The organism is Methylomonas aurea (genome assembly GCF_024505045.1).
GTDB lineage: Bacteria > Pseudomonadota > Gammaproteobacteria > Methylococcales > Methylomonadaceae > Methylomonas > Methylomonas aurea.
Map to the genome: position 1 here is coordinate 87,828 of NZ_JANIBM010000005.1, position 21,696 is coordinate 109,523.

Below are 21,696 nucleotides of genomic sequence, written 5' to 3' on the forward strand. Positions count from 1 at the left end.
CGATTTATTAGGAAGGCCTGGACTTGGATTGAACAAAAGCGCCGCTAGGGCGTCGCTACCAAGCCAACTGGTTTGGGCTCTCTGATGAACACTACGATGCCGGTTGCAAGAAAGGCAAACAGGCCCGACGCGATGAAAACCCAGCGGTAGTCGCCGATCAGGCTATGGGCGTAACCGGCGGTGTAGGCGGCGATGGCCGCCCCGATTTGATGCGCGAAGCAAATCCAGCCGAACACCACGCCGACGTTTTGTTTGCCGAATAAGTCCGCGGTCAAAGCCGAGGTGGCCGGAATGGTCGACAGCCAATTCATGCCGTAAATAATCGAGAACATCATCAATTGCCCGGCGGTATCGATGCCGGGCAGCAGTATCAGCGTGGCACCTCTGACCACGTAATAAAACGCCAGCGGCCAGCGCTTGCCGTAGCGGTCGCACAGCCAGCCGGAGAAAATCGTGCCGAACACATCGGCCGCGCCCATGACTCCCAGCGACATGGCCATGGTCATGTCGCTGAAGCCGTGTTCGATGCCGTGCGGAATCAAATGGGTTTGAAAAAGCCCGGAGGTGGTTAAACCGCAAATGCCAAAACTCGAAGCCAACAGCCAGAATTGCGGGCTGCTCATGGCCGAGCGCATGGGATTGCTATCGGGCGTGAGTATTGTTGTGTGTACGCCATTGCCGCCGTAGGGCAACAGGCCTTTTGATTCGGGATCGTCCCGTAAAAATTTCAGAATCAACGGCAAAACCAGCAAGCCTAACGCGACGGCGATCAACAGCGTCGCCGCGCGCCAGCCTTGGTGAACATTGATCTGCATCAGGACCGGGGTGAAGACCAACTGGCCGGAGGAGAAGGCGGCGCCCAATATGCCTAACGCTAGCCCCCGATGTTGATGGAACCAGCGATTGATCAACGCCGATCCCATAATCATTGACGTGCCGCCCGAGCCTGCGCCGATCAACAATCCCCAAAACAAATACAGTTGCCAGGATTCCCGCATAAAAACGCTACCACCGGCGCCTGCCACCGACAAAATCAAGGTGATAACGCTGATGCGTTTGGCGCCGTAGACATCCATCAACCTACCTAGAAATGGACCTGCCAGGCCGAATAACAGCAGGTTGAGCGAAATCGCCCCGCTAATGGTTTCCCTATTCCATGCAAACTCCTGTTCCAGGGCCATCATGATGATCCCTGGGACAGAGCGTAGTGCCGAAGCCACAAACAAGCACAAAAACGTGACCGCGAGGACTATCCAGGCGTAGTGAACTGAATAGGTAGAACTCCTTGGCATGGTTACTTCAGACTCGGACTGCAACATATTTGTCTGGGTTTAGATGAGAACAGATTTATTCAGCATCTGGAATTCGATCGAGTAATTCGATCAGCCGGGTAACCCCTTGCAGCAGGATGCCGCCGACCCCCAAGGCGAACCAGACCCCGATCACAAACCCCCAATGTATCGGCGCCGCGAAGAATTCCTCTCTAAACCAGAAGGTATGTCCCCACTCGTTGAAACCGACACTCACCAAAATCATGAACGGTCCAAATACCGCCAAGGTCAAGGGCAGCGAGATGCCTTTGGCATACAAGGGCAAGCGGGTTCTGGCGTACAGCCAGGCGCAACCGCCCAGGATCACGTACAGCGGGAAGTTGAAATAAAACTCGATGATGTGATTAGCGGTAAACGGCGTATCGCGAATCGCCACCTGATGCCAGGAGTTGTCCTGTTCGGCAAAATAACTGCCCGCCCAATACACCGCAAAGGTGTATATGCTGATCCACATGGTCAAGGTGAAATAGCGGCGAATTTCTTCCTTGGGGGCCAGTTGCTCCAAATTCCGGTCGCGCGTTGTCCATAAATAACCCCAATAACCGCTAGCAACGGCGGCGATAATCGCCAGTTCGATATAAAACAGCCGCATCCAGTATTGCTCGAAGGCTGGCTCGGTGGAGTCCAAACCGTGTTCTATGGCAAAAGCGCCCTGATACAGTCGTAAACCGACATAGATCACGGTCAATATGCCAAAGCCCTTTAAATATTTGGGTAAGTCGATCAAATACCAAGGCAATAATTTGGGCGGTTCGGTGCTTAAGCTAACGTGTTCTGTCGTGGTAGCCATGATGGTTGCTCCTGAGTTAATTGAATTTGGGGATGACGGCCGCGGAAATACTGGAGATATAGCGTTTTCCCATCACATCGTCGTAAAGGAACAGCAAACCGCCGACACGGCTGTCCGCGTCTTTGATCAGCCCGTCCAGCTTTTCCGACTCCCAGGCCGCATCGCGCACTTCTATCGTGACGGTGCGTTGTTCGCCGGGTGCGATAGGCGCATTGTTATCCAGGCTCAGGCCGTTATTGCTGACGTCATCCTTGCCGGGCATGTGGCCCACATCGGCCAATTCGGCGTTCATGAAATGCACGTTGGAGCTCGAAAACTCGCCGATCCTGACCGCCCCTTGGCTGCGATTGTCGACACTCACCTGTAACAGCATGGCACGTTGCGCCACGTTATATTCCGCTTTGATGGCGTCCACATTGACCGTTCCGGCATTGACTTGAGCCGGCAAAGGCAAAATCCGATCCAATCCCGCTTGTAACGGAATAGCGTCCGGGTAACGGTTGGCAGTGACGGCATTCAGCGCCAATACCAACACCGGCACACCGGCTAATACCGCCTTAGCAATGAACTTGTCCCGGTCGGTGATCAACTCCTGTTCCAAACCGGCATCCAGCATGCGGTAACGGCTGATGAACAAGGGACGACGCACCCACCACAACAACCAACCGGCAGCCAACACCCCCCAGAACAGGTGCCAGAAGATACCATTGGCAAAGCCGAATCTCTCCATGTCGATCATTTCACCGTTGATGGTTTTAATCGTATTGCTGAAATCGCTGGGATCGCCGCCAATGTCCAACCACACCCCTGGGCCCATCACCTGACCCGCGTCTTTTAAATTAAAAAACGGGTGAATGTGATAACGCCCCGGCAAACGGCCCTTCATAACCACCTTGAACTCGTAGTCGCCACCCGGCTCCAGGGCCACCGAGTTGGTCCAAGGTTTACCGTTCAGGTAACGCTCGGTACGAATCAGCACGGGGCCCGGCGTGGAGATATTCAAGAAGCTGGCTTCCGGTTTGGGCACACTGATCGGCCAGTCTTCGGCAACATGAAACTTGCCGCTGACACTGACTTCATCGTTGACGTTGAATTTTTGCGTGGACCACTGCACGTCGTACCACTGGATGGTGCGCATCCGAATGAACGGCTCCAGGGCTTTTTCGCCATGCGCCTGAGCGGTGGGTACTGTCAACACCGACAACACATTCAAGCAAAGCAATGCCAACAGCCAAGGTTTAAAAAGTACTTTCATGGCTGGTCTCCTTAAATGCTTTTCAGATAACGGGTATCGGCGAACCATTTACCGATGTACCACCACAGCGGATACATCAACGAACATAACAACGCCGAACAAAATGCCGCCAATGGTGTGGCGTACTGGCCGTAGGTTCGCAGGGTGCCGCGCTCGATGATGCGCAGGTATTCCGGCATGCCGGTACGGATATATTGGAAGCCGAACAAATCGGCGATCGTCAGCTGACTATTGGCCACCTCGACCGGTTGGTGGAACATGCCGAAGATTGGCCAGTTGGTGGGGTAAAACAGCAACGCAAACGCCGCGCCGCCGAAGATGGACGTGATGGTCAGACTATTGGTCAGCATCAGCAAAGTGTCCAATACCAAAGCGCCCGGAATCATCGTCGCTGGCAACACCATATTGATGGGGAAATAGTTCCAATAGTGGTAGGCAAACACGCGGGTCACCCAGGTACCGATCAACAAGGCCGCGACGCAGAGCGTGGCGCCCAGCGGTAGACGGAATTTATCCCACAACACTGACTGTACCGCGGCGGGAAAGGTAATGCCGATTAAGGGTGTGACCAATGGCCACCATTGCCGATCTTTCCAATCGACCCAGAAATCCCAATCGCCGACCGTGAGGGCGAAATGCAGATGAAACGAGCCGATAAACAGAAATAAAGCCAAGACCAGGATCAGATAGTCGTAGGCCCTGGCCAGACGGGCTTTTTCGCCCCGGTAGGGTTTGAACGTGGAAATAGGAATTTGTGCGGACATCGTAAGAATCCCCCGAAATGCGTTTGAGTGAACGGCAGTCGCCATTGAATGTTTGGGCATGCCGCCAACCGAAAAGCCACCCTTGGGGGAGTAAAACCGTGTAGGCTGGTCGGCACGCTCGCGCTATAAGTTAGGGAGAATTGCTTGAACTGTGAAATGGTGAAATTTCATCCGCCATCATCAAGACTGTTCATACCGGCCGGCAGCGATGTTGTTTAACATGCAGCCGATTTTCTTGGGGAGTATTCCGGATGGCCAATCTACGTACCTTCGACTTAAACCTGTTGCTGGCTTTCGATATTTTGATGCGGGAGCGCAATGTCACCCGCGCGGCGGAATGTATGTTCGTGACGCAGTCGGCGATGAGCCATACCTTGCATCGCTTGCGTCAGCAACTGAACGACCCGGTGCTGATCAAATCGCCGGCCGGCATGCAGCCAACCGCGCTAGCGCTGGCCTTGGTGGAACCGGTGCGTAGTCTGTTACAGGAGATGGAACGCTTGCTGGAGGCGCCACAAGCCTTCGATCCGGCATCCAGTCAGCGCCGTTTCACCATCGCCGCGACCGATTACATGGAGCTTTTAATCTTGCCCGAATTATCGGAATTAATCGAACAGTCCGCTCCTGGCGTGGATATCCATGTCAAACGGACGGAGTCCGCCTTTCCTCTGACGCAGTTGGAAAACGGCAGCCTGGATGTGGTTTTGGGTTTTGCCTCGGTACTGAATCCGCCCGCACATTTGCACTGCGAACACTTATTCATGGATCGCATGGCTTGCGTGGTCAGGCAGGATCACCCTACGATCAAAGCGGCGCCGTCGTTGGAAGAGTATTTGGCGGCGACGCACATGCTGATCTCCAGAACCGGCGATAAATTGGGGGTAATTGACGAGAAATTGGTGGAGTTGGGTTTGGAACGGCGCATCAATTTCATCGTGCCGCATTTTTTGTCGGCACCCTTGATCGTTGCCCAGTCCAATATGATTTTGTCTTTACCCTATCGCTTGGCCATCGCCTTTCAAAAACTGGTGCCACTGCAAGTATTGCCGGTGCCGGTCAGTTTGCCGGACTATGATTTGGCGATGATTTGGCATCCGTTATGGGAAAAGGATCCGGCCCACGCTTGGTTGCGCGAGCAAATCAACGCCATAGGCCGGAAAATAAGCGCATTCCAAATCAAACTTTAACGTCCGGGTAGGCCGGCGGCTAAGGCTTTGACCTTCAGCAAAAAGTAAGGCGGTTTGGATTGATTGTCGCCGCCGTTCAGCGTCGCCGAGCGATGCAGTCGGTTAACCACAGCATAGAGTTGTCCGTTAGAACCAAAACTGAAGGAGTCGACCCATGACAGCCGCGGGCATTGCGCCAATTGCCGATATTGTCGGTTGGGCGCTATCACGCCGATCGCATTATTGGCTAAGTCGCCTAGGTAGATATTGTTGTTTTCATCAATGCTGATACCGTCCGAGATCGGTTTGTCGCTGTAGCGTTCAACCTTCCGGGCAAGTTCTTGCGGCGTTAGGGACTCGTTGATCAAGTCGGCGGCTTTAATCCGGTAAAGGCTGAGGCCATGCATCGGCCCGAAATAGACCCATTCGTTGGCTAAATCCTCGGTAATCGGATTAATGCCAATATGCGGTTTCACCAATTCGCCGGACGGGGTTTTCACCTGAATCGGCACATTGTCGATGACCAAATCGACGTTTTCCGGCAGCACACTGCGATGTCCTTCCAACACCCGCCGCGCCGCGCCGGTCGCCAAGTTGACCACGATCAAGGCGGCATTCGCGCCGCCGGCCGGATCGCTGATGAAGGCATGGTTGTGCTGGGCATCCAAGGCAAAGTCATTGACGAAGGCATCTTTCGGCGCGATAGGCGCGGGTAAAAAAATCAAGCGTTGGAGTTTGTTGGTTTTGCTATTCCAACCGACCAATTTGGGCGTTACCCCGCTACGCATGCCGTTGTCCAGCATCCAGACGATACCGTTGGCGTCGGAGCGGATGCCCAGCACCGAGTCGAGTTTGATCGGCGCTGTCGAATCGGCCGCAGACATTTCCTTATTCGGAAAAGGTAACAAGGCTTGATCCTTGTACTCCACCACCGTGTATTGCGGCTGATAAAACTGGTGTTGGCTCATGATGATCCGGCCATTTGCCGTCGCGGTGACATTACCCGGTCCGGTATCGAGGTTGGCTAATACATCGAAATTGGCACGGCTGTCCGCCGAGGCCTTAAAGGCAGCAATCAGCAGAACAGCGCAGGACAGGGTTAACCGGTTCATCGGCGTCTCCGTAAGTGAATGGGGTGGGCCATAACATACGAGATCGCGAAACCGGTGTTAAATGACATTAATTAATCGAGGGCCATGCATCCGATTGATGGTGATTTCACGGTTCGCTCCGGCCGGACCTGCCGTTGGTAACAGTCAATGCGTTGCCGATTCCGTCAATCAAAAAATGTCGTGGCGGGTCGAGGTCAAACTTCGACTTCGATTTCGTAGCCGGCGTATTTGCGGATGTTGATCACGCCGCTGTCGAAAATCAGGTATTGGCCTTTGATGCCGAGCAAGGTGCCGGAGACGGTCGGGTCTTTATCGATATTGAAGGATTTGACCTTGGTCGGATATTCCAGCACCGGATAATTCAGTTGCAGCGCTGCGGCATCGCTGAGCAAGGTTGGCGGGTGTCCCGGGATGCGCTCGGTTATCGAAGCCAGTGCGGACTGGCACTTGCCAAGCAGCTCGTCGCGCAAGGCCGGCAGGTCGAGTTCGACGGTGTTGTTTTTCAGCATTTGCTGCCAACTGGTCTTGTCGCTGACGTGAGTCGCCAGCGCGACTTCGATCAGGCCGGACAAGTGGCGGGAGGCGACTTCGAATACCGGGATGGCTTGCACGGCGCCCTGGTCGATCCAGCGAGTCGGGATTTGCGAGCGGCGGGTGATGCCGACTTTGATGCCGGACGAGTTGGCCAGATAGACGATATGCGGCTGGAAGCAAAATTCCTCGCCCCAACTCGGTTCGCGGCAAGTGCCGGCGGCGTAGTGACAGGTTTCCGGCTTCATGATGCACATGTCGCATTGCGCCAGTTTGATGAAGCAGGGGTAGCAATAGCCCTGGTTGAAGCTTTTGTTGGTTTTGTTGCGGCAATGCACGCAAAAGATTTTGCCGGTGTGGCGCAGCTTCAACGGCTTGCCCAGCAGCGGATTTAACGGGAGTTGTTGCTCGCCCACCGGTAAGCTGTACTGCACCGGGCTGGCCAGTTCGCTGCGCATTTTTTCCAGACTGCCTATCACTCGATTAATCCTGTTTCAGCGGTAACGGCGGCTATAATGACAGCGTTTCCAGCTTACTCAAAGAGGATTTGATGTCATTCATGCAAGTCGCCGCCGGCGGCAATATTCCGTACGAAATTAACGTCGTGATCGAAATTCCGGCGTTCAGCGATCCGGTCAAATACGAAGTGGACAAACACACCGGCGCCTTGACGGTAGACCGTTTCATGGGCACCGCGATGCAGTATCCGTGCAATTACGGTTACATCCCGCAGACTTTATCCGAGGACGGCGACCCGGTGGACGTGATGATCATTACCCCGGCGCCGCTGTTGAGCGGCTGTGTGATCAACTGCCGTCCGGTCGGCATTTTGAAGATGATAGACGAGGCCGGCCCCGATCCGAAGTTATTGGCGGTACCGATGCCGCGTCTGACGCCGTTTTACAACCACGTCACCGACTACCGCGATTTACAGCCCGATAAACTGGCCAAAATCACCCATTTCTTTCAGCACTACAAGGACCTGGAGGAGGGCAAATGGGTCAGTGTAGAAGGTTGGGGCGGGGTGGAAGATGCTAGGCAGGAGATCATGGCCAGCGTGGCCCGCTATAAACAGTCGCATAGCAGTCGCGGCTGAGGGGCCGCGCTGGCAACCATCGCGCAGATTGCCGGGCTAGGTTTTCTGCTCGATGGTCAGTTTGGTTTGCAGTTGCTCCGGCGGCACCGGATGAGTCGGCTTCTGGTAGGAAGCCAGAATTTGCTTCACGTAATTGCGGGTTTCCTGGTACGGCGGTATGCCCTGGTAACGCTCGACGGCGCCTTCGCCGGCGTTGTAGGCGGCCAAGACCAGATCGACCTTGCCTTCGAAATGGCGCAACAGCCAGTGCAGATAAGCGGTGCCGCCCTTGATGTTTTGAATCGGATTGAAGCTGTCTTTGACGCCGAAACGTTCGGCGGTGGCCGGAATCAGTTGCATCAGGCCTTGGGCGTTTTTATTGGATAAGGCGCTGGGGTTGAAGGCCGATTCGGCTTGAATCACCGCCATGACCAAGGCCGGGTCGATGCTGTAGACCGGGGCGATTTGCTTGACCCAGCTTTCCACCAATTCCCGGTTCGGATTCGGCGCCGCAACAAGTTTAATCTCGGGTTCTACCGGCGGCGGTTGGCAGGCCGGATCGCTGCTAGGCACCGCGTCGCCGAATCGGGCCAGCATCTTTTGGGCATGGGTATCGCCGCGGTCGGCGGCCTGTTTGAACCAGTGGCTGGCCAGCGGCAGGCTGCGGGCGACGCCGCGGCCGTTGAAATACATGAAACCGATGCTGTAAGCCGACTCGGCGTCGCCTTGCAGCGCGGCCTTACAATACATGTCGAAGGCTTGGCGGAAATCTTGTTTGACGATGCGGCCGTGCTCGAAATCGGCTGCGGTTTGGCGGATTTGCGCCAGATTGGCCGGAGTCGGCTGGTCGGCGGCGCTTGGGCCGGCGCTGAAAGTCAGCAACAAGGCCATTGGGGCGAGGCGGTTCAAGTTCATAAAATTCTCGTTCTGTATTGCTGAGACTAGGCTCTTTTAAAACCCGGCCGGAAAAGGATGAAAGACCATCCTCCAAGCTTCCAGCTACCGTATACATTGCAAGTGCTTGATCGCCCATCCGGCCGAATCTCCCTGCATTTGCGCCATGCGCCGCTTTGGCGGCGCCGCAGCTCGAGTCGACATCGGAATGCCAACGAATTCAAGCTGTTCCGCACTATACCCACCCAATCGACTAGGCAATATTGCCCATATGGGCAGTGTGGCCGGCCGACTATACCACAGCGCGTTGACGCGCCAAACATTCGCCTTACGTCTCCACTGCCGCGTAGGCTTGCAACTCAGATACCGTATTTTTTGCGTTTGCGCCAGAAAGTGGCGCGGCTCATGCCGGCATAGCGCGCCGCTTGTTCCAGATTGCCGGCGCCGATTTCCAAGGCTTCTCGGATCAGCGCCTCTTCGGCGGCCGGTTTCGGTCGCGATAGCGGTTGGGTCGGTTGCGGCATCGGCGGACGGACCGGTTCGCGGAATTCCGGCGGCAGATCGGCGATACTCAACTCGCCGCCGCGACCGACCGCATAGGCGTATTCGACGACGTTATTCAATTCTCTGACATTGCCGGGCCAATCGTAATCCAGCAACAAGCGCATTGCTTCCGGAGCGATACGGTCTACGAAGCGATGTCCCTGCAGATTGTGCCGATTGATCAGGTGCTGTAACAGCAGGCCGATATCGAGGCGGCGTTCGCGCAACGGCGGCAGAAAGATCGGCACCACTCGCAGCCGATACATTAAATCCTCGCGGAAACGGCCGGCCTTGACTTCTTCCCGCAACGAGCGGTGGGTGGCAGCGATGATGCGGACATCGACGCTGACCGGGTGGTCGCCGCCGACCGGAATGAAATTGCGTTCCTGCAACACCCGCAGCAACTTGGCTTGCAACTCCAGCGGCAGCTCGGCAATTTCGTCCAGAAACAGGGTGCCGCCGTTGGCGCGCTGAAACAGCCCGGCGTGGTTGCGCACCGCCCCGGTAAAGGCGCCCTTGACGTGGCCGAACAGTTCGCTTTCCAGCAGGCTCGGGGTCAGCGCCGCGCAATTGATCGCCAGAAACGGCCGGTAGTGGCGCGGACTTTCCAGATGCAGCGCGTGTGCCACCATTTCCTTGCCGGTACCGGATTCGCCGCGGATCAATACAGTGGCTTCGGTTGCTGCGACGTTGCGGATGATTTGGATCGCTTCCAGCATTTTCGGATCGCGGGTCAGAATGCCGTGGAAGGTTTCCCCCGTCGGCTGCGGCAATCCCGCGGCTTGATGTTGTGGCTGCAGATATTCGATCGCGCCGGCGAAGTTGCCGGCGTTGTCGTAAAAGGCTTTGGCGGTCCTGTAGCAATCCAGCGTCCGCCCATCCGGAAGGCGGACGCGGACCGCTTGCGCTTTGACGATGCCGAGTTGGGCCAGATTGCAAGGATCGTTGCCGTTGTCGCAATTCAAAGCCGTTTTGCAGGGTTTGCCTACCGCACTGGCGGCGCTCAAGCCGAGCAGTTGCTCGGCGCCCTTGCTCCACAACAGGATGTCGCTATTGGCGTCGACGATGAACACCGCGCCGGTTTCGAATGAATCGGTCATCACTTCCAACACTTGATCGGCACCGATTTGCCCAAGCCAGCGTTTCAGCTGCGGCGAGGAAAAGGCCATACGTTTACTCCGCGATGTTTCAAGTTTTGTTTCAAGTGTATCACTGCTGTTTCAGTGTTTCATTTTGAAACGCAACGCCAGTGACCAGCCGGCGCCGGATTGGATCGGTTACCGGCAGTCGGAGACAACCACGCGAGATTTTTTAGTCAAAACAAATGTCTAGCTCTGGTGGCTCCTGCCGCTGCGGCCTGAGCGTCGCGCTGGCGGTTTGCGAACCGGCATGGTGAAACTGGCATGAGTCTTGATATAGAAACATTAACTTATTCTTATTTTGCGATAAACGGAGCAGGTCATGATTTTCAGACAACTCTTCGAAACCGAAACCTCCACTTACAGCTACTTTCTCGGTTGCGAGCGGACCCGCCGCGCCTGCCTGATCGATCCGGTGGCGTCGGAATTGCCGCTGTACCTGGAACTGTTGCAAAGCCTGGATTTAAAACTGGTCTATACCCTGGAAACCCACGTTCACGCCGACCACATTACCGGTTCCGGCTTGCTGCGGGAAAAGGTCGGCAGCAAAAGCGTGGTGCACCGCGACGCCGGCGCAATGTGCGCCGACTTGCTGGTGACGGACGGCGTGCCGTTGCAGGTCGGCGACCTGCAGCTCGAAGTCCGGCATACGCCCGGCCATACCAACGGCTGCGTCAGTTACGTGATGGCGGACCGGGTGTTTACCGGCGACGCCTTGCTGATCGGCGGCAGCGGCCGGACCGATTTTCAACAAGGCGATGCCGGCCAACTCTACGACAGCATCACCGGCAAACTGTTTACGTTGCCGCCCGATACTCTGGTTTATCCCGGACACGATTACAACGGCAATACCGTTTCCACCATCAAACAGGAAATGGCGAAAAATCCGCGCTTGGGCGGCGGCAAGAGCCGCGACGAGTTCATCGCCATCATGAGCGAATTGAAACTAGCCTATCCGAAATTCATCGACCAGGCCTTGCCGGCCAACCAGTCGTGCGGTTCGTTGAGTTAGGAGCGCTGAGATGCTGACCGCTCTGGGTTTGGCGATAGGAATCGGCTTACTGCTCGGCTTGTTGGGCGGCGGCGGCTCTATCCTGACCGTGCCGATGTTGGTGTATGTGTTGCAGGTGGCGCCGAAGACCGCAATCGCCACGTCTTTCGTCGTGGTCGGCATATCCAGTCTGATGGCTCTGATTCCGCATGCCCGGCGCGGCCACGTCTGCTGGAAAAGCGCCGTCGTGTTCGGCATCGCCGGCATGGGCGGCGCATTCGGCGGCGGGCGTCTGGCCGGCCACATCTCGGGAGACTGGCTGATGGTGTTGTTCGGCCTGGTCACATTGATCACCGGTTTGGCCATGATCTTCAAAAAAGTGGCGGCGGAGCCGGCCCCCGGCCTGCAGCCGTTGCCGATGTGCCCATTGCGGACGCCGGTGTCGCGGCTGTTGTTCGACGGCGCGTTGGTCGGCGGCTTGACCGGTTTGGTCGGCGTCGGCGGCGGCTTTCTGATCGTACCGGCCTTGACGCTTTGGGTAGGCCTGCCGATGCCGGCGGCGATCGGTACCTCGTTACTGGTGATCGTAATGAATGCCGTGGCTGGATTCAGCGGTTATATCCACCATGCCGAACTGGATTTGCCATTGACGGCCGTGGTGACGGCAGGCGCAGTGGCCGGTAGCGGCGTGGGCGCCTGGCTTTCGAGTTTTCTCAGCGCGGCTTTGCTGCGGCGCTGCTTCGGCTGGTTTGTCGCTCTGGTGGCCGTTTACGTGCTGTCGCAGGCGGTGAACGGCGAGGTGTGGTTCGCGGTATCCACTGTGCAATTGGACGAGATCATCGCCGAGAAGCGGATTTGGGGTGGGCTCGTTGCGGCTGCTTTACTGGCCTGGATAGGCCGGCGCATCCATCGCATCCGCCAGGATGTTGACGATGCGGCACGGCAAACCAAGTCGAAAATTAGTCTAACCTAATATTTGGGAACGTTGATTTCCTGACCGCTATCCGCTCAGGGTGGCAATAACTATAAAAATGTACGAGGAGGGGGACATGTCCAATCGATTCAATAAATCGCGGCGGCAATTCTTTGCCCAAACCGGAGTGGGTTTGTTGGCTTACGCCAGCATGCCCGGCTGGTTGCGGGCGATGGAGAACATGGGCGAGATGCCGAAAATGGCGCCGTTCAAGGCATCACCGAACTTTCATCCCGATGTCGAGCTGGATTTGTTCTGCCGACCCGCGGATGTGCAGATTCTGCCCGGTCAGGCCACGCGCCTGCAGCGCTATTTCGCCAAGTTGCTGAAAGGTCCGGCCAATACTCTGACTGAAATCCCAGGCTCTTACCTCGGGCCGCTGATGCGCTTCGAAACAGGCCAGAAAATCCGCATCAACCTGCACAATCAGCTCGACGAGCCGACCATCACCCATTGGCACGGCTTGCACGTGCCGGCGGCAATGGACGGCCATCCGCTGTACGCGATCGACAAAGGCCAGAGCTTCGTCTACGAATTCGAGATGCTGAACCGGGCCAGCATGAACATCTACCACCCGCATCCGCACAATATTACCGCCAAGCAGGTTTACCACGGTCTGGCCGGGGCGATACTGGTCAATGACGCCGAAGAGCGGCGGCTGGAGCTGCCGGGTGGCGAATATGAAGTGCCGATCGTGATCCAGGACCGCCGCTTCAACGCCAACAACCAATTGCAATACGTGCACGGCATGCACGACCGGATGATGGGATTCTACGGCGACCGTATCCTGGTCAACGGCAAATCCGATTTTCAGCTCGACGTTGCCAGTCGGGCTTACCGTTTCCGCGTCCTCAACGGCTCAACGGCGCGCATTTACAAGCTGGCCTGGGACGACAATACCCCGCTGACCGTCATCGGCACCGATGGCGGCTTGTTGGAAGTGCCCGTCAACAAACCCTACGTGATGTTGGCCCCCGGCGAACGTCTGGATATCTGGGCGGATTTCAGCGGGCGTAAAGTCGGCTCGCAACTGGTACTGCGCAGCCGTTCTTTCTCCGGGGCGTTGCCGAAAATGGCCGAGCGGATGATGGGCGGTATGGGCGGCGGCGAACACGGTGGCGGCCGCGGCATGGGGATGCACGCCAATGCCTTGCCGATGGGAAGCGACTATCCGATTTTCACGGTCAAAGTAACGCGCTCAGTCGGCGACAGCCCGAAATTGCCCGACAGTCTGGCGCAAATCAAACGTTACACGCTGCACGACACCGCCAATCCCGCTAAACCGGTGCCGATCGGCATCTCCGAAGGGCCGATGCGAATGGTGTTGAACGGCCGGCCCTACGCCTATAACGACATCCTGCCCAGCGAACGGATTCCGTTCAATACCGTGCAACTGATGGAAATATTTCACGCTCACGGCGGTAGCGGCGGCCATGGCGATAAAGCCGGCAGCGAACACGGTGCCGAGTCGGGCAAACCGCAAGGCATGCGCCACGGCAACCAGGGCGAAGCCGGCGGCCGGCGCATGGGCGGTATGGGTATGGGCGACATGAACCACGGCGGCGGCCAGAACGAGGGCGGCCATAAAATGGGCATGATGCGAGGTATGGACCATGGTGGCGAAGCTAAAGGCGGCGACCACCAGATGGGCGGCATGGGTGGTATGGGCATGGGTGGCAACATGGGCATGATGATGTCGATGGCGCATCCTATCCATCTGCACGGCCAATATTTTCAGATATTGAGCCGCACCGTTGGCACGGGCGAGGGCGACGGTTACGCCACGGTCAAAGACGGTTTCATCGAAGGCGGCTGGAAGGATACTGTGTTGGTCATGCCTGGCGAGCGGGTACGCATCATCAAGCCGTTCCAGGATTTCAAAGGCTTGTTCATGTACCACTGCCATAATCTGGAACACGAAGACATGGGCATGATGCGCGACTTTTCAGTCGAGTAGCTGCAAGCCCGTTCGGCGGTAGAGATCCGGCCCGGCCGGTTTCTGCCGCCTATCCGCGACCAATCGCCCCCCAGGAGGCCGTCATGAACGACGCTAGCCCAGACCGTCCGCTTTTGCCGAAAACAAGCGCGTTGCGCTGGGAAATCGGCGCCGCACTGGGCATCAAATTGCTCCTGTTGGTCGGTCTGTGGTTTTTGATTTTTCGCTGGCAGCACCGTCCGGCCGGCAAACCCGATATCGCCGCGCACCTGGCTTTACCCGCGGCGGCACAGCCATTTTCTTCACAACCCGTAAAGGAGTCCGACCATGTTCGGTGACGATATTGTCATGCTCTCGCGGATGCAGTTCGGCCTGACCGCGCTGTACCACTTTCTGTTCGTGCCGCTGACGCTGGGCATGACCTTTATTCTCGGCATCATGGAATCGGTTTACGTGATGACCGGTAAAGCAGTCTATAAGGACATGGTCAAATTCTGGGGCAAATTGTTCGGCATCAATTTCGCGATGGGCGTCACTACCGGCCTGACGCTGGAATTCCAGTTCGGTACCAACTGGGCTTATTACTCGCACTATGTCGGCGACATTTTCGGTCCGCTGCTGGCCAGCGAGGGTTGGATGGCGTTCTTTCTGGAATCGACCTTCGTCGGTTTGTTCTTCTTCGGCTGGGACCGATTGAGCAAGGTGCAGCATTTAATGGTGACCTGGCTGTTGGCGGTCGGCACCAGCCTGTCGGCGCTGTGGATTCTGATCGCCAACGGCTGGATGCAGCATCCGGTCGGCGCCGAATTCAATTACGAAACCTTACGCATGGAGATGGCCAGCTTCGCCGACGTGTTCTTCAACCCGGTCGCGCAGGTCAAATTCGTGCATACCGTCGCCGCCGGTTATGTCACCGGCTCGATGTTCGTGCTCGGCATCAGTTCCTGGTATTTGCTGAACCAACGCGACATCGGCTTCGCCCGCCGCTCGTTCTCGATTGCCTCGGCCTTTGGGCTGGCATCGGTGTTGTCGGTACTCGTACTCGGCGACGAGAGCGGTTATACCTCCGGCGAAACCCAAAAAATCAAGTTGGCGGCGATCGAATCGGAATGGGAAACCCATCCGGCGCCGGCCAGCTTCACCGTGTTCGGCTTTCCGGACCAGGAAAACGAGCGCACCGATTTTGCGATCAAAATCCCGTATGTACTGGGCCTGATCGCGACTCGCTCGATCGACGAGGATGTCAAAGGCTTGAAGGATTTGCGCAAGGAAAGCGCCGAGCGCATCAAAAGCGGCATGATTGCCTACGGCGAGTTGCAGAAACTGCGCGCCGGCGATTTGAGCGCCAAGCCGGCCTTCGAGGCGCATAAAGCCGATCTCGGTTACGGCCTGCTACTGAAGAAATACACCGGTCGGGTGATCGATGCCGACGCCGCGATGATCCAACAAGCCGCCAACGACACGATTCCCCAGGTGGCGCCGCTGTTCTGGACCTTCCGCATCATGGTCGCCTGCGGCTTCACGCTGCTGTTCATCTTTGCCATGAGCTTCTACTACTGCGCCACCCGCGTTGCGGACCAGAAGCGTTGGCTGATGCGGATGGCGGTATGGTGCATTCCGTTGCCGTGGATCGCCGCCGAAACCGGCTGGTTCGTCGCCGAATACGGCCGCCAGCCCTGGACCATCTCCGGCGTCTTGCCGACCCACATGAGCGTGTCGAGTCTGAGTGCGGACCAGCTTTGGTTCAGTATCGGCGGCTTTGCCATGTTCTACACCGTGCTGCTCATCATCGAGATGTATTTGATGCTGAAGTATGTTCGCTTGGGGCCTAGCAGTTTGCATACCGGCCGCTATTATTTCGAACAATCTGCGGCGCTGGCCCATTAAGGAGGAAGTCGTGAAAAACATCGTATCGACCATAGCGCTGGCGGCGTTGGCTAACGTCGCCCTGGCCATTCCGCCGGTCGATCCGGCCCGGCTGGATCAAGTGGAGCAACGCGGCAGCCAGGTGATGCCGTTTGCGTTGGACAAAACCCTGCACGTGTTTACCCCATCGCCGAGCGGCGGCGTGCAGCAAGTGCTGGCGAAAAATGCCGGCGATGCCGAGCAAATCGGACTGATTCGCCAGCATTTGATTCATTTGGCGGCGGGTTTCGGCCGCGGCGATTTTTCCGGGCCGCGCCGAATCCACGGCGACGACATGCCCGGCGTGCAGGCCTTGAGCGCGGCGGCCGGGCAGGTGGTGTACCAATACCGCGAATTGCCGAACGGCGCCGAAATCGAATACCAAACCGCCGATCCGGCCCTGGTCGAGGCGATACATGCGTATTTCGAGGCCCAGCTCAGCGACCACGCCCGCCATGCCATGCCGGGCGGCCATGTCCAGCATCACGACCACCCGCGCCAATAATTTCCGGAGTAAACCATGTTCGATTATGAAACGATTCGTTTGATCTGGTGGGTGTTCATCGGTGTCGTCGCCATCGCTTTTGCGGTGACCGAAGGCTTCGATTTCGGCGTCAGCGCGCTGTTGCCGTTCATCGGCAAGACCGACCTCGAACGCCGGGTAGTGATCAATACCGTCGGCGCCACCTGGGAAGGCAACCAGGTGTGGCTGGTGCTGCTCGGCGGCGCCGTGTTCGCGATCTGGCCGGCGGTCTACGCCACGCTGTTTTCCGGCCTATACGTAGCGATGCTATTGGTGTTATTCGCGTTGTTCTTTCGCCCGGCCGGGTTCGATTACCGCAGCAAGATCGAAGATCCGCGCTGGCGCAACGCCTGGGATTGGTGTCTGTTTCTGGGCGGTACGCTGCCGCCGATTCTGCTCGGCGTGCTGGTCGGCAATCTGTTGCTGGGCTTGCCGTTCCATCTGGATCAAGATCTGCGGCCGTTTTACGACGGTTCGTTTTTTGCCCTGCTGAATCCGTTTGCGTTGCTGTGCGGTTTTGCCGGCTTACTGTTGACGCTGTTCCATGGTGCGTTGTTTCTGAAATGGCGTAGCGAAGGCACGATCCACCAACGGGCGACGGCCACCGTTGCGGCGTTGGGTCCTCTGCTGCTGACGGCATTGGCCGTGATCACCGCCTGGGTGTTTTTGGCGATAGACCGGCCGGAAATCACGCAAATGGCCGCGGCCGATGCGCCTTCCAATCCGATGAACAAAACCGTTATCGCTCACGGCGCCGGTTGGTTGCAGCATTTTCAAACCCACGCCTGGATGTGGCTGGCGCCGGCAGCCGGTTTCGGCGGCATCTTTTTGGCGTGGAAACTCGGCGCCGGCGCAGCGCGGATGGCGGCGTTCTGGTCCAGCGCGCTGGGTATTGCCGGCATCGGTTTGACGGTCGGCTTCGGTCTGTTCCCGTTTTTGCTGATCTCCAAAACCGATCCGCGCTCCAGCCTGACTTTGTGGGATGCCAGTTCCAGCCATACCACGCTGTTGTTGGCGTTCTGGATCACCGTGGTGTTCCTGCCGATCGTGCTGCTCTACACCCGTTTCGTTTACCGGGTGATCTGGGGCAGCGTCACCGAACAGACCGTATTGCAAGATTCGCAAACCCTGTACTGAGGAGAATGAACCATGTGGTATTTCGCGTGGATTTTAGGCGTCGGCTTCGCCGCCGCATTCGGCATCATCAACGCCATGTGGCTGGAATCGGTATGCGATATCGATAACCACGGCATCGACCAGTCGTGCGACAGTCTGCGCAAGTAATCCGGATGAGAGGCGCGCTGTCCGCGCTTCACAATTTCATTACCCATGTAGGTTGTACCGGGCAGCAGGCTCCGCCTGCCTATTGCCGCGGGGGAGGCGGAGACATAGAATGCCGGCTCTGTTAACTGATTCCGAGGATTCCCCATGTCAGATTCATTTTGGTTTAGAACCGGCGAAGCCACCGTATTTTCCAGCGAGGGTCAAGGCACCGACGCCATGCCGGAAATCCTGATCGGCGACGTCAAAGGTCCGGCCGGCCACGCTTTTGCCAATCTGATGGGCCAAACCGCGGGCCATACCCGGATGTTCGCGATTCGCGCCACCAACCAGCAAGTGCGCCCGGCCACGATCATGGTGCCGAAAGTCACGATCAAATCGTCGGCCTACGTCAACCTGTTGGGCGGCCCGGTACAATCGGCCGTAGCCGATGCAGTGATCGACAGCGTCGCCGACGGCGTGATTCCGCGGCTGCAAGCCAATGAATTGTGCATCATCGCGATGATCTGGATCGATCCGTCTTGCGCCGACAACCCGAATCTGGACCGCAAGGACCTGTACCGCACCAACTACGAAGCGATGAAATTGGCGATCTCCAGGGCGATGAGCAACTCGCCCAGCATCGACGAATTGATCGCCAACCGCCACAAAATCTTCCACGAAATGTACGATCCGGAAACCGGCGAGTCGCAGTGGTAACCGGCTAGCACCGGCCGAAGTCAGGTCGCAGCGGTCGCGTCGATCTGGCCGGCGCGGTCGACTATCGCAGCCTTCTCGACCAGCCCGCTCAGTTGTCGAATCAACTCGCCGCGGGCACTGGTTTTGCGCCACACCAGGCCTATGGTGCGGCTGGGGGCCGGAGCCGCAAACGGGATGTAACGGATGCCCGGCTCGTGGCGCACCGCGACCTGCGGGATGAAGGTAACGCCGGTGCCGGCATGTACCATTTGCCGCAGCGTTTCCAGGCTGGTGGCGCGGACGTCCTGCTCTTCGTCGGCGCCGACGGTTTGGCAAACTTGCAAGGCATGGCCGCGCAGGCAATGCCCCTCGTCCAACAACAGCAAATGCTCGCCTTGCAAATCGGATTGTTCGACCACGCTGTTGAAGGCCAGCGGATGGCTATCGGCCACCGCCAGCAAAAATTCGTCGTCGAACACAGCCTTGCTCTCCAGAAAATCTTCGTAAACCGGTAGCGCCAACAGCGCGCAGTCCATCTGCCCGCTTTTGAGTTGCTGTATCAACTGCTCGGTTTTCTCCTCCACCAGGATCAGCCGAATCCGCGGCAAGGCCTGTTTGATCAGCGGCACCAGTTGCGGAAACAGGTAGGAAGCCACGGTGGGGAACGCGCCTAAGCGCAGATTGCCGGCTAGAGGATCCTGCGCCGTAGCGGCCAGTTCCTTGATAATCGCCTGTTCTTTCAGAATTCGTCTGGCCGAGGCGATGATGCGCTCGCCCAACTCGGTCGGCAGCACTTTTTTATTGGTGCGCTCGAACAACTGTATCCCCAGTTCGTCCTCCAGTTTCTTGATCTGGGTACTCAACGTCGGCTGGCTGATGCAGCAGCGGTCGGCCGCCTGCACGAAACTGCGCAAATCGGCCACGGCAATCAAATAGTGCAAATCGCGCAGATTCATAACTCCTCCAGGTACGGCCGCCCTTCGTCGGCATTTTAAAGCAATCCGGAGCGTGCCGGCGGTTTGCCTCCGGCAGCAATGACTTTGCACTACAGTCATTTTTAGCCGGCGGCGGACTTGGTTGTCCACAGGAAAGGGTTGTTCACAAAATCTGTGCGTATCGTTGTTGATAGCAGTGGGGTTTTTTAGGCAAATATTTGTAATTAAATCATTAATTTTGGTTGCATATAGTTTGCGCAATCCCCGGTTTTTATTCGATTTGCTACCTGAATGGAGGGGCGAGCCGATCAAATTGCGCAGATTTGCACAATACTCGGTTTATATTCACATAATCTGTGGAAAAAACTGTTGGCAATCGCTGGGGTTTGTATTCAACCTATTGTAATTTATCCTTATTTTTGGGTTGTTTAATTTTTATACAATTGCCGGGATTTTTGCCGAAACCGACCTTTTTAGGTCAATTTTTTCCGCTGGCTGCGGTTGTCCATGAAAAAATCCCCATGCATTTTTCGTTTATTCACAGAACTTGTGGAAAAGTCTGTTGGCAAGCCGTTAAAAACCAAGCTAAGTGCCCGTCGCAACTAAACTGGCGTTAAATTGGCTAAAAAATATACAATCCAGCTATATCATCTAACCGGAATTCGAACATGATCGATTGGAACAACACTTACGCGGCGATTTGGCGCCAGCGCCAGGAATATTTGCGGCCGGTTCGGCACATCGATCCGATCCGGCTGAAACAGTTGCTCGGTATCGAATCGCAAAAGAGCCAACTGGTCGAGAACACGCTGCGTTTTTTGGCCGGTCTGCCGGCGAATAACGTTTTGTTGTGGGGCGCGCGCGGTACCGGCAAGTCTTCGCTGGTAAAAGCCCTGCTAAACGAATACATGCACGAAGGTTTGCGCTTGATCGAAGTCGACAAACACGACCTGCTGTATTTGCCCGAAATCGTCGACGAAATCCGCGAGCATCGGCAACGTTTCTTGATCTACTGCGACGATCTGTCGTTCGAGGCCGGCGACGGCTTGTACAAGCCGCTAAAAAGCGTGTTGGAAGGCTCGATCGAACTGCCGCCGGATAATGTGCTGTTTTACGCGACCTCGAACCGGCGCCATTTGTTGCCGGAACAGATGCGGGACAACCTGGATACCTTGCTGGTCGACGGCGAGGTGCATTATTCCGATACCGTCGAAGAAAAAATCTCGCTGTCGGACCGCTTCGGCCTGCGCTTGGCGTTTTATCCGCAGCAAACCCAAACCTACCTGGACATCGTCGACAGCTATTTCCCGGATTACCGCGGCGATCGCGAGGTGTTGCACAAGGCGGCTTTGGATTTTGCCCATACGCGCGCTGCTAAAAACGGCCGTACCGCCAAGCAGTTTTTTAACAGCGTCAGCGACGGTCAGGCCGGGTTTTGATCGTCCTCCAGCCACAAGCGCAAGCGGTTGGGGGCGCCCAGCATGAACTTCAAAATTTCGGCGCGGGCGGTCTCGTCAGCGATCCCGCGTGCGGTCAAGGTCTGCAGCAGTCGCTGAAATTCCTCGCGGTTGCGGCTGCCGGGTTCCGACATATCCCGGCGGCAAACGAATTCGTCCATCAAAGTGGAGCCGCAACGGCAATTGCGAAATACCTCGACCACGGCAAATCCGTCGTCGTCGACGAAAGACTTCAACGATGATCGCCCGCCGGGCATATCGCCGGTTTCGTTGAAAAACTGCTCCGGCCCGGAATAAACGTAGCCGCAGCTTGGGCAGCGTTTCGGAAAGGCAGATTCCAGCAAGGCTTGCAAACCTTGGAAAGCTTGGATTTTCATGGTGTTGGCCTAGCCCTTAAAACATTCCTTAGCGTCGGCA

General features: G+C 56.8%; 22 protein-coding genes. 12 read left to right on the top strand and 10 right to left on the bottom strand.

All coding sequences use genetic code 11. The annotated features are described in order from the left end of the window. Positions 1-44: 44 nt before the first annotated feature. Genes NP603_RS06405 through amoA form a run of 4 tightly spaced genes read right to left on the bottom strand, consistent with a single transcriptional unit; the run spans position 45 to position 4,140 of the window. Positions 45-1,319, bottom strand: coding sequence for an MFS transporter (locus tag NP603_RS06405; protein ID WP_256610090.1), 1,275 nt, complete (start codon positions 1,317-1,319; stop codon positions 45-47). A 28-nt stretch (positions 1,320-1,347) separates the two neighbouring features. Beyond that, positions 1,348-2,121: a bacterial ammonia monooxygenase, subunit AmoC gene (amoC, locus tag NP603_RS06410; protein WP_256610091.1), complete on the bottom strand. Its 774-nt coding sequence runs from the start codon at positions 2,119-2,121 to the stop codon at positions 1,348-1,350. A gap of 16 nt (positions 2,122-2,137) precedes the next feature. Next, positions 2,138-3,376 carry a bacterial ammonia monooxygenase, subunit AmoB gene (amoB, locus tag NP603_RS06415; RefSeq protein WP_256610092.1) on the bottom strand — a complete coding sequence of 413 codons (1,239 nt, stop codon included), beginning with the start codon at positions 3,374-3,376 and terminating at the stop codon, positions 2,138-2,140. 11 nt (positions 3,377-3,387) lie between these two features. Continuing rightward, positions 3,388-4,140 carry a bacterial ammonia monooxygenase, subunit AmoA gene (gene amoA / locus NP603_RS06420; protein WP_256610093.1) on the bottom strand — a complete coding sequence of 251 codons (753 nt, stop codon included), beginning with the start codon at positions 4,138-4,140 and terminating at the stop codon, positions 3,388-3,390. Between the two features lie 251 nt (positions 4,141-4,391). Here amoA and NP603_RS06425 point away from each other — a divergent pair, with 251 nt between their 5' ends. Beyond that, the gene (locus NP603_RS06425; RefSeq protein ID WP_256610094.1) at positions 4,392-5,327 is read left to right on the top strand and encodes a LysR family transcriptional regulator; all 936 of its coding nucleotides are present in this window, start codon (positions 4,392-4,394) and stop codon (positions 5,325-5,327) included. Here NP603_RS06425 and NP603_RS06430 read toward each other — a convergent pair. Both NP603_RS06430 and NP603_RS06435 read right to left on the bottom strand, forming a co-directional pair. Beyond that, positions 5,324-6,418 carry an L-dopachrome tautomerase-related protein gene (locus NP603_RS06430; protein WP_256610095.1) on the bottom strand — a complete coding sequence of 365 codons (1,095 nt, stop codon included), beginning with the start codon at positions 6,416-6,418 and terminating at the stop codon, positions 5,324-5,326. The genes NP603_RS06425 and NP603_RS06430 overlap by 4 nt on opposite strands. 194 nt (positions 6,419-6,612) lie before the next feature. Next, positions 6,613-7,428: a DUF2797 domain-containing protein gene (locus tag NP603_RS06435; RefSeq protein WP_256610096.1), complete on the bottom strand. Its 816-nt coding sequence runs from the start codon at positions 7,426-7,428 to the stop codon at positions 6,613-6,615. A 71-nt stretch (positions 7,429-7,499) separates the two neighbouring features. Here NP603_RS06435 and ppa point away from each other — a divergent pair, with 71 nt between their 5' ends. Continuing rightward, positions 7,500-8,045 (top strand): inorganic diphosphatase, encoded by a 546-nt coding sequence (gene ppa / locus NP603_RS06440; RefSeq protein WP_256610097.1) that lies wholly within the window; start codon positions 7,500-7,502, stop codon positions 8,043-8,045. Positions 8,046-8,081: 36 nt separating this feature from the next. Here ppa and NP603_RS06445 read toward each other — a convergent pair whose 3' ends face one another. Continuing rightward, positions 8,082-8,939 (bottom strand): transglycosylase SLT domain-containing protein, encoded by an 858-nt coding sequence (locus tag NP603_RS06445; protein WP_256610098.1) that lies wholly within the window; start codon positions 8,937-8,939, stop codon positions 8,082-8,084. 338 nt (positions 8,940-9,277) lie between these two features. Beyond that, positions 9,278-10,630, bottom strand: a complete 1,353-nt coding sequence (locus NP603_RS06450; protein ID WP_256610099.1) for a sigma-54 interaction domain-containing protein — start codon at positions 10,628-10,630, stop codon at positions 9,278-9,280. 292 nt (positions 10,631-10,922) lie between these two features. On the opposite strand from NP603_RS06450, the gene NP603_RS06455 reads away from it, so the two are divergent. The 9 genes from NP603_RS06455 (at position 10,923) to fae (ending at position 18,908) form a co-directional block, all read left to right on the top strand. Then, positions 10,923-11,612, top strand: a complete 690-nt coding sequence (locus tag NP603_RS06455) for an MBL fold metallo-hydrolase (protein WP_256610100.1) — start codon at positions 10,923-10,925, stop codon at positions 11,610-11,612. A 10-nt stretch (positions 11,613-11,622) separates the two neighbouring features. Continuing rightward, positions 11,623-12,564, top strand: coding sequence for a sulfite exporter TauE/SafE family protein (locus tag NP603_RS06460; RefSeq protein ID WP_256610101.1), 942 nt, complete (start codon positions 11,623-11,625; stop codon positions 12,562-12,564). A gap of 76 nt (positions 12,565-12,640) precedes the next feature. Continuing rightward, positions 12,641-14,521 (top strand): multicopper oxidase family protein, encoded by a 1,881-nt coding sequence (locus NP603_RS06465; RefSeq protein WP_256610102.1) that lies wholly within the window; start codon positions 12,641-12,643, stop codon positions 14,519-14,521. 83 nt (positions 14,522-14,604) lie between these two features. Further along, positions 14,605-14,838 carry a cytochrome oxidase putative small subunit CydP gene (gene cydP, locus NP603_RS06470; RefSeq protein ID WP_256610103.1) on the top strand — a complete coding sequence of 78 codons (234 nt, stop codon included), beginning with the start codon at positions 14,605-14,607 and terminating at the stop codon, positions 14,836-14,838. Then, positions 14,828-16,387 carry a cytochrome ubiquinol oxidase subunit I gene (locus NP603_RS06475; protein WP_256610104.1) on the top strand — a complete coding sequence of 520 codons (1,560 nt, stop codon included), beginning with the start codon at positions 14,828-14,830 and terminating at the stop codon, positions 16,385-16,387. Before cydP ends, NP603_RS06475 begins: the two co-directional genes overlap by 11 nt. 10 nt (positions 16,388-16,397) lie before the next feature. Next, the gene (locus tag NP603_RS06480; RefSeq protein WP_256610105.1) at positions 16,398-16,910 is read left to right on the top strand and encodes an aspartate carbamoyltransferase; all 513 of its coding nucleotides are present in this window, start codon (positions 16,398-16,400) and stop codon (positions 16,908-16,910) included. 15 nt (positions 16,911-16,925) lie between these two features. Beyond that, positions 16,926-18,065 carry a cytochrome d ubiquinol oxidase subunit II gene (gene cydB, locus NP603_RS06485; protein WP_256610106.1) on the top strand — a complete coding sequence of 380 codons (1,140 nt, stop codon included), beginning with the start codon at positions 16,926-16,928 and terminating at the stop codon, positions 18,063-18,065. A gap of 12 nt (positions 18,066-18,077) precedes the next feature. Beyond that, the gene (gene cydX, locus NP603_RS06490) at positions 18,078-18,212 is read left to right on the top strand and encodes a cytochrome bd-I oxidase subunit CydX (protein WP_140912511.1); all 135 of its coding nucleotides are present in this window, start codon (positions 18,078-18,080) and stop codon (positions 18,210-18,212) included. A 144-nt stretch (positions 18,213-18,356) separates the two neighbouring features. Beyond that, positions 18,357-18,908 (top strand): formaldehyde-activating enzyme, encoded by a 552-nt coding sequence (gene fae / locus NP603_RS06495; protein ID WP_054761704.1) that lies wholly within the window; start codon positions 18,357-18,359, stop codon positions 18,906-18,908. A gap of 20 nt (positions 18,909-18,928) precedes the next feature. Here fae and NP603_RS06500 read toward each other — a convergent pair whose 3' ends face one another. Next, entirely contained in the window at positions 18,929-19,843 is a 915-nt protein-coding gene (locus NP603_RS06500; RefSeq protein ID WP_256610107.1) for a LysR substrate-binding domain-containing protein, read from the bottom strand. Between the two features lie 647 nt (positions 19,844-20,490). Between NP603_RS06500 and NP603_RS06505 the strand changes: the two genes are divergently transcribed. After that, positions 20,491-21,261 carry an ATP-binding protein gene (locus NP603_RS06505; RefSeq protein ID WP_256610108.1) on the top strand — a complete coding sequence of 257 codons (771 nt, stop codon included), beginning with the start codon at positions 20,491-20,493 and terminating at the stop codon, positions 21,259-21,261. Here the strand turns inward: NP603_RS06505 and NP603_RS06510 are convergent. Further along, a complete protein-coding gene (locus NP603_RS06510) occupies positions 21,246-21,656 on the bottom strand; it encodes a hypothetical protein (RefSeq protein WP_256610109.1) in 411 nt (136 codons plus the stop codon). The two genes, NP603_RS06505 and NP603_RS06510, sit on opposite strands and share 16 nt — an antisense overlap. Positions 21,657-21,696 lie beyond the last annotated feature (40 nt).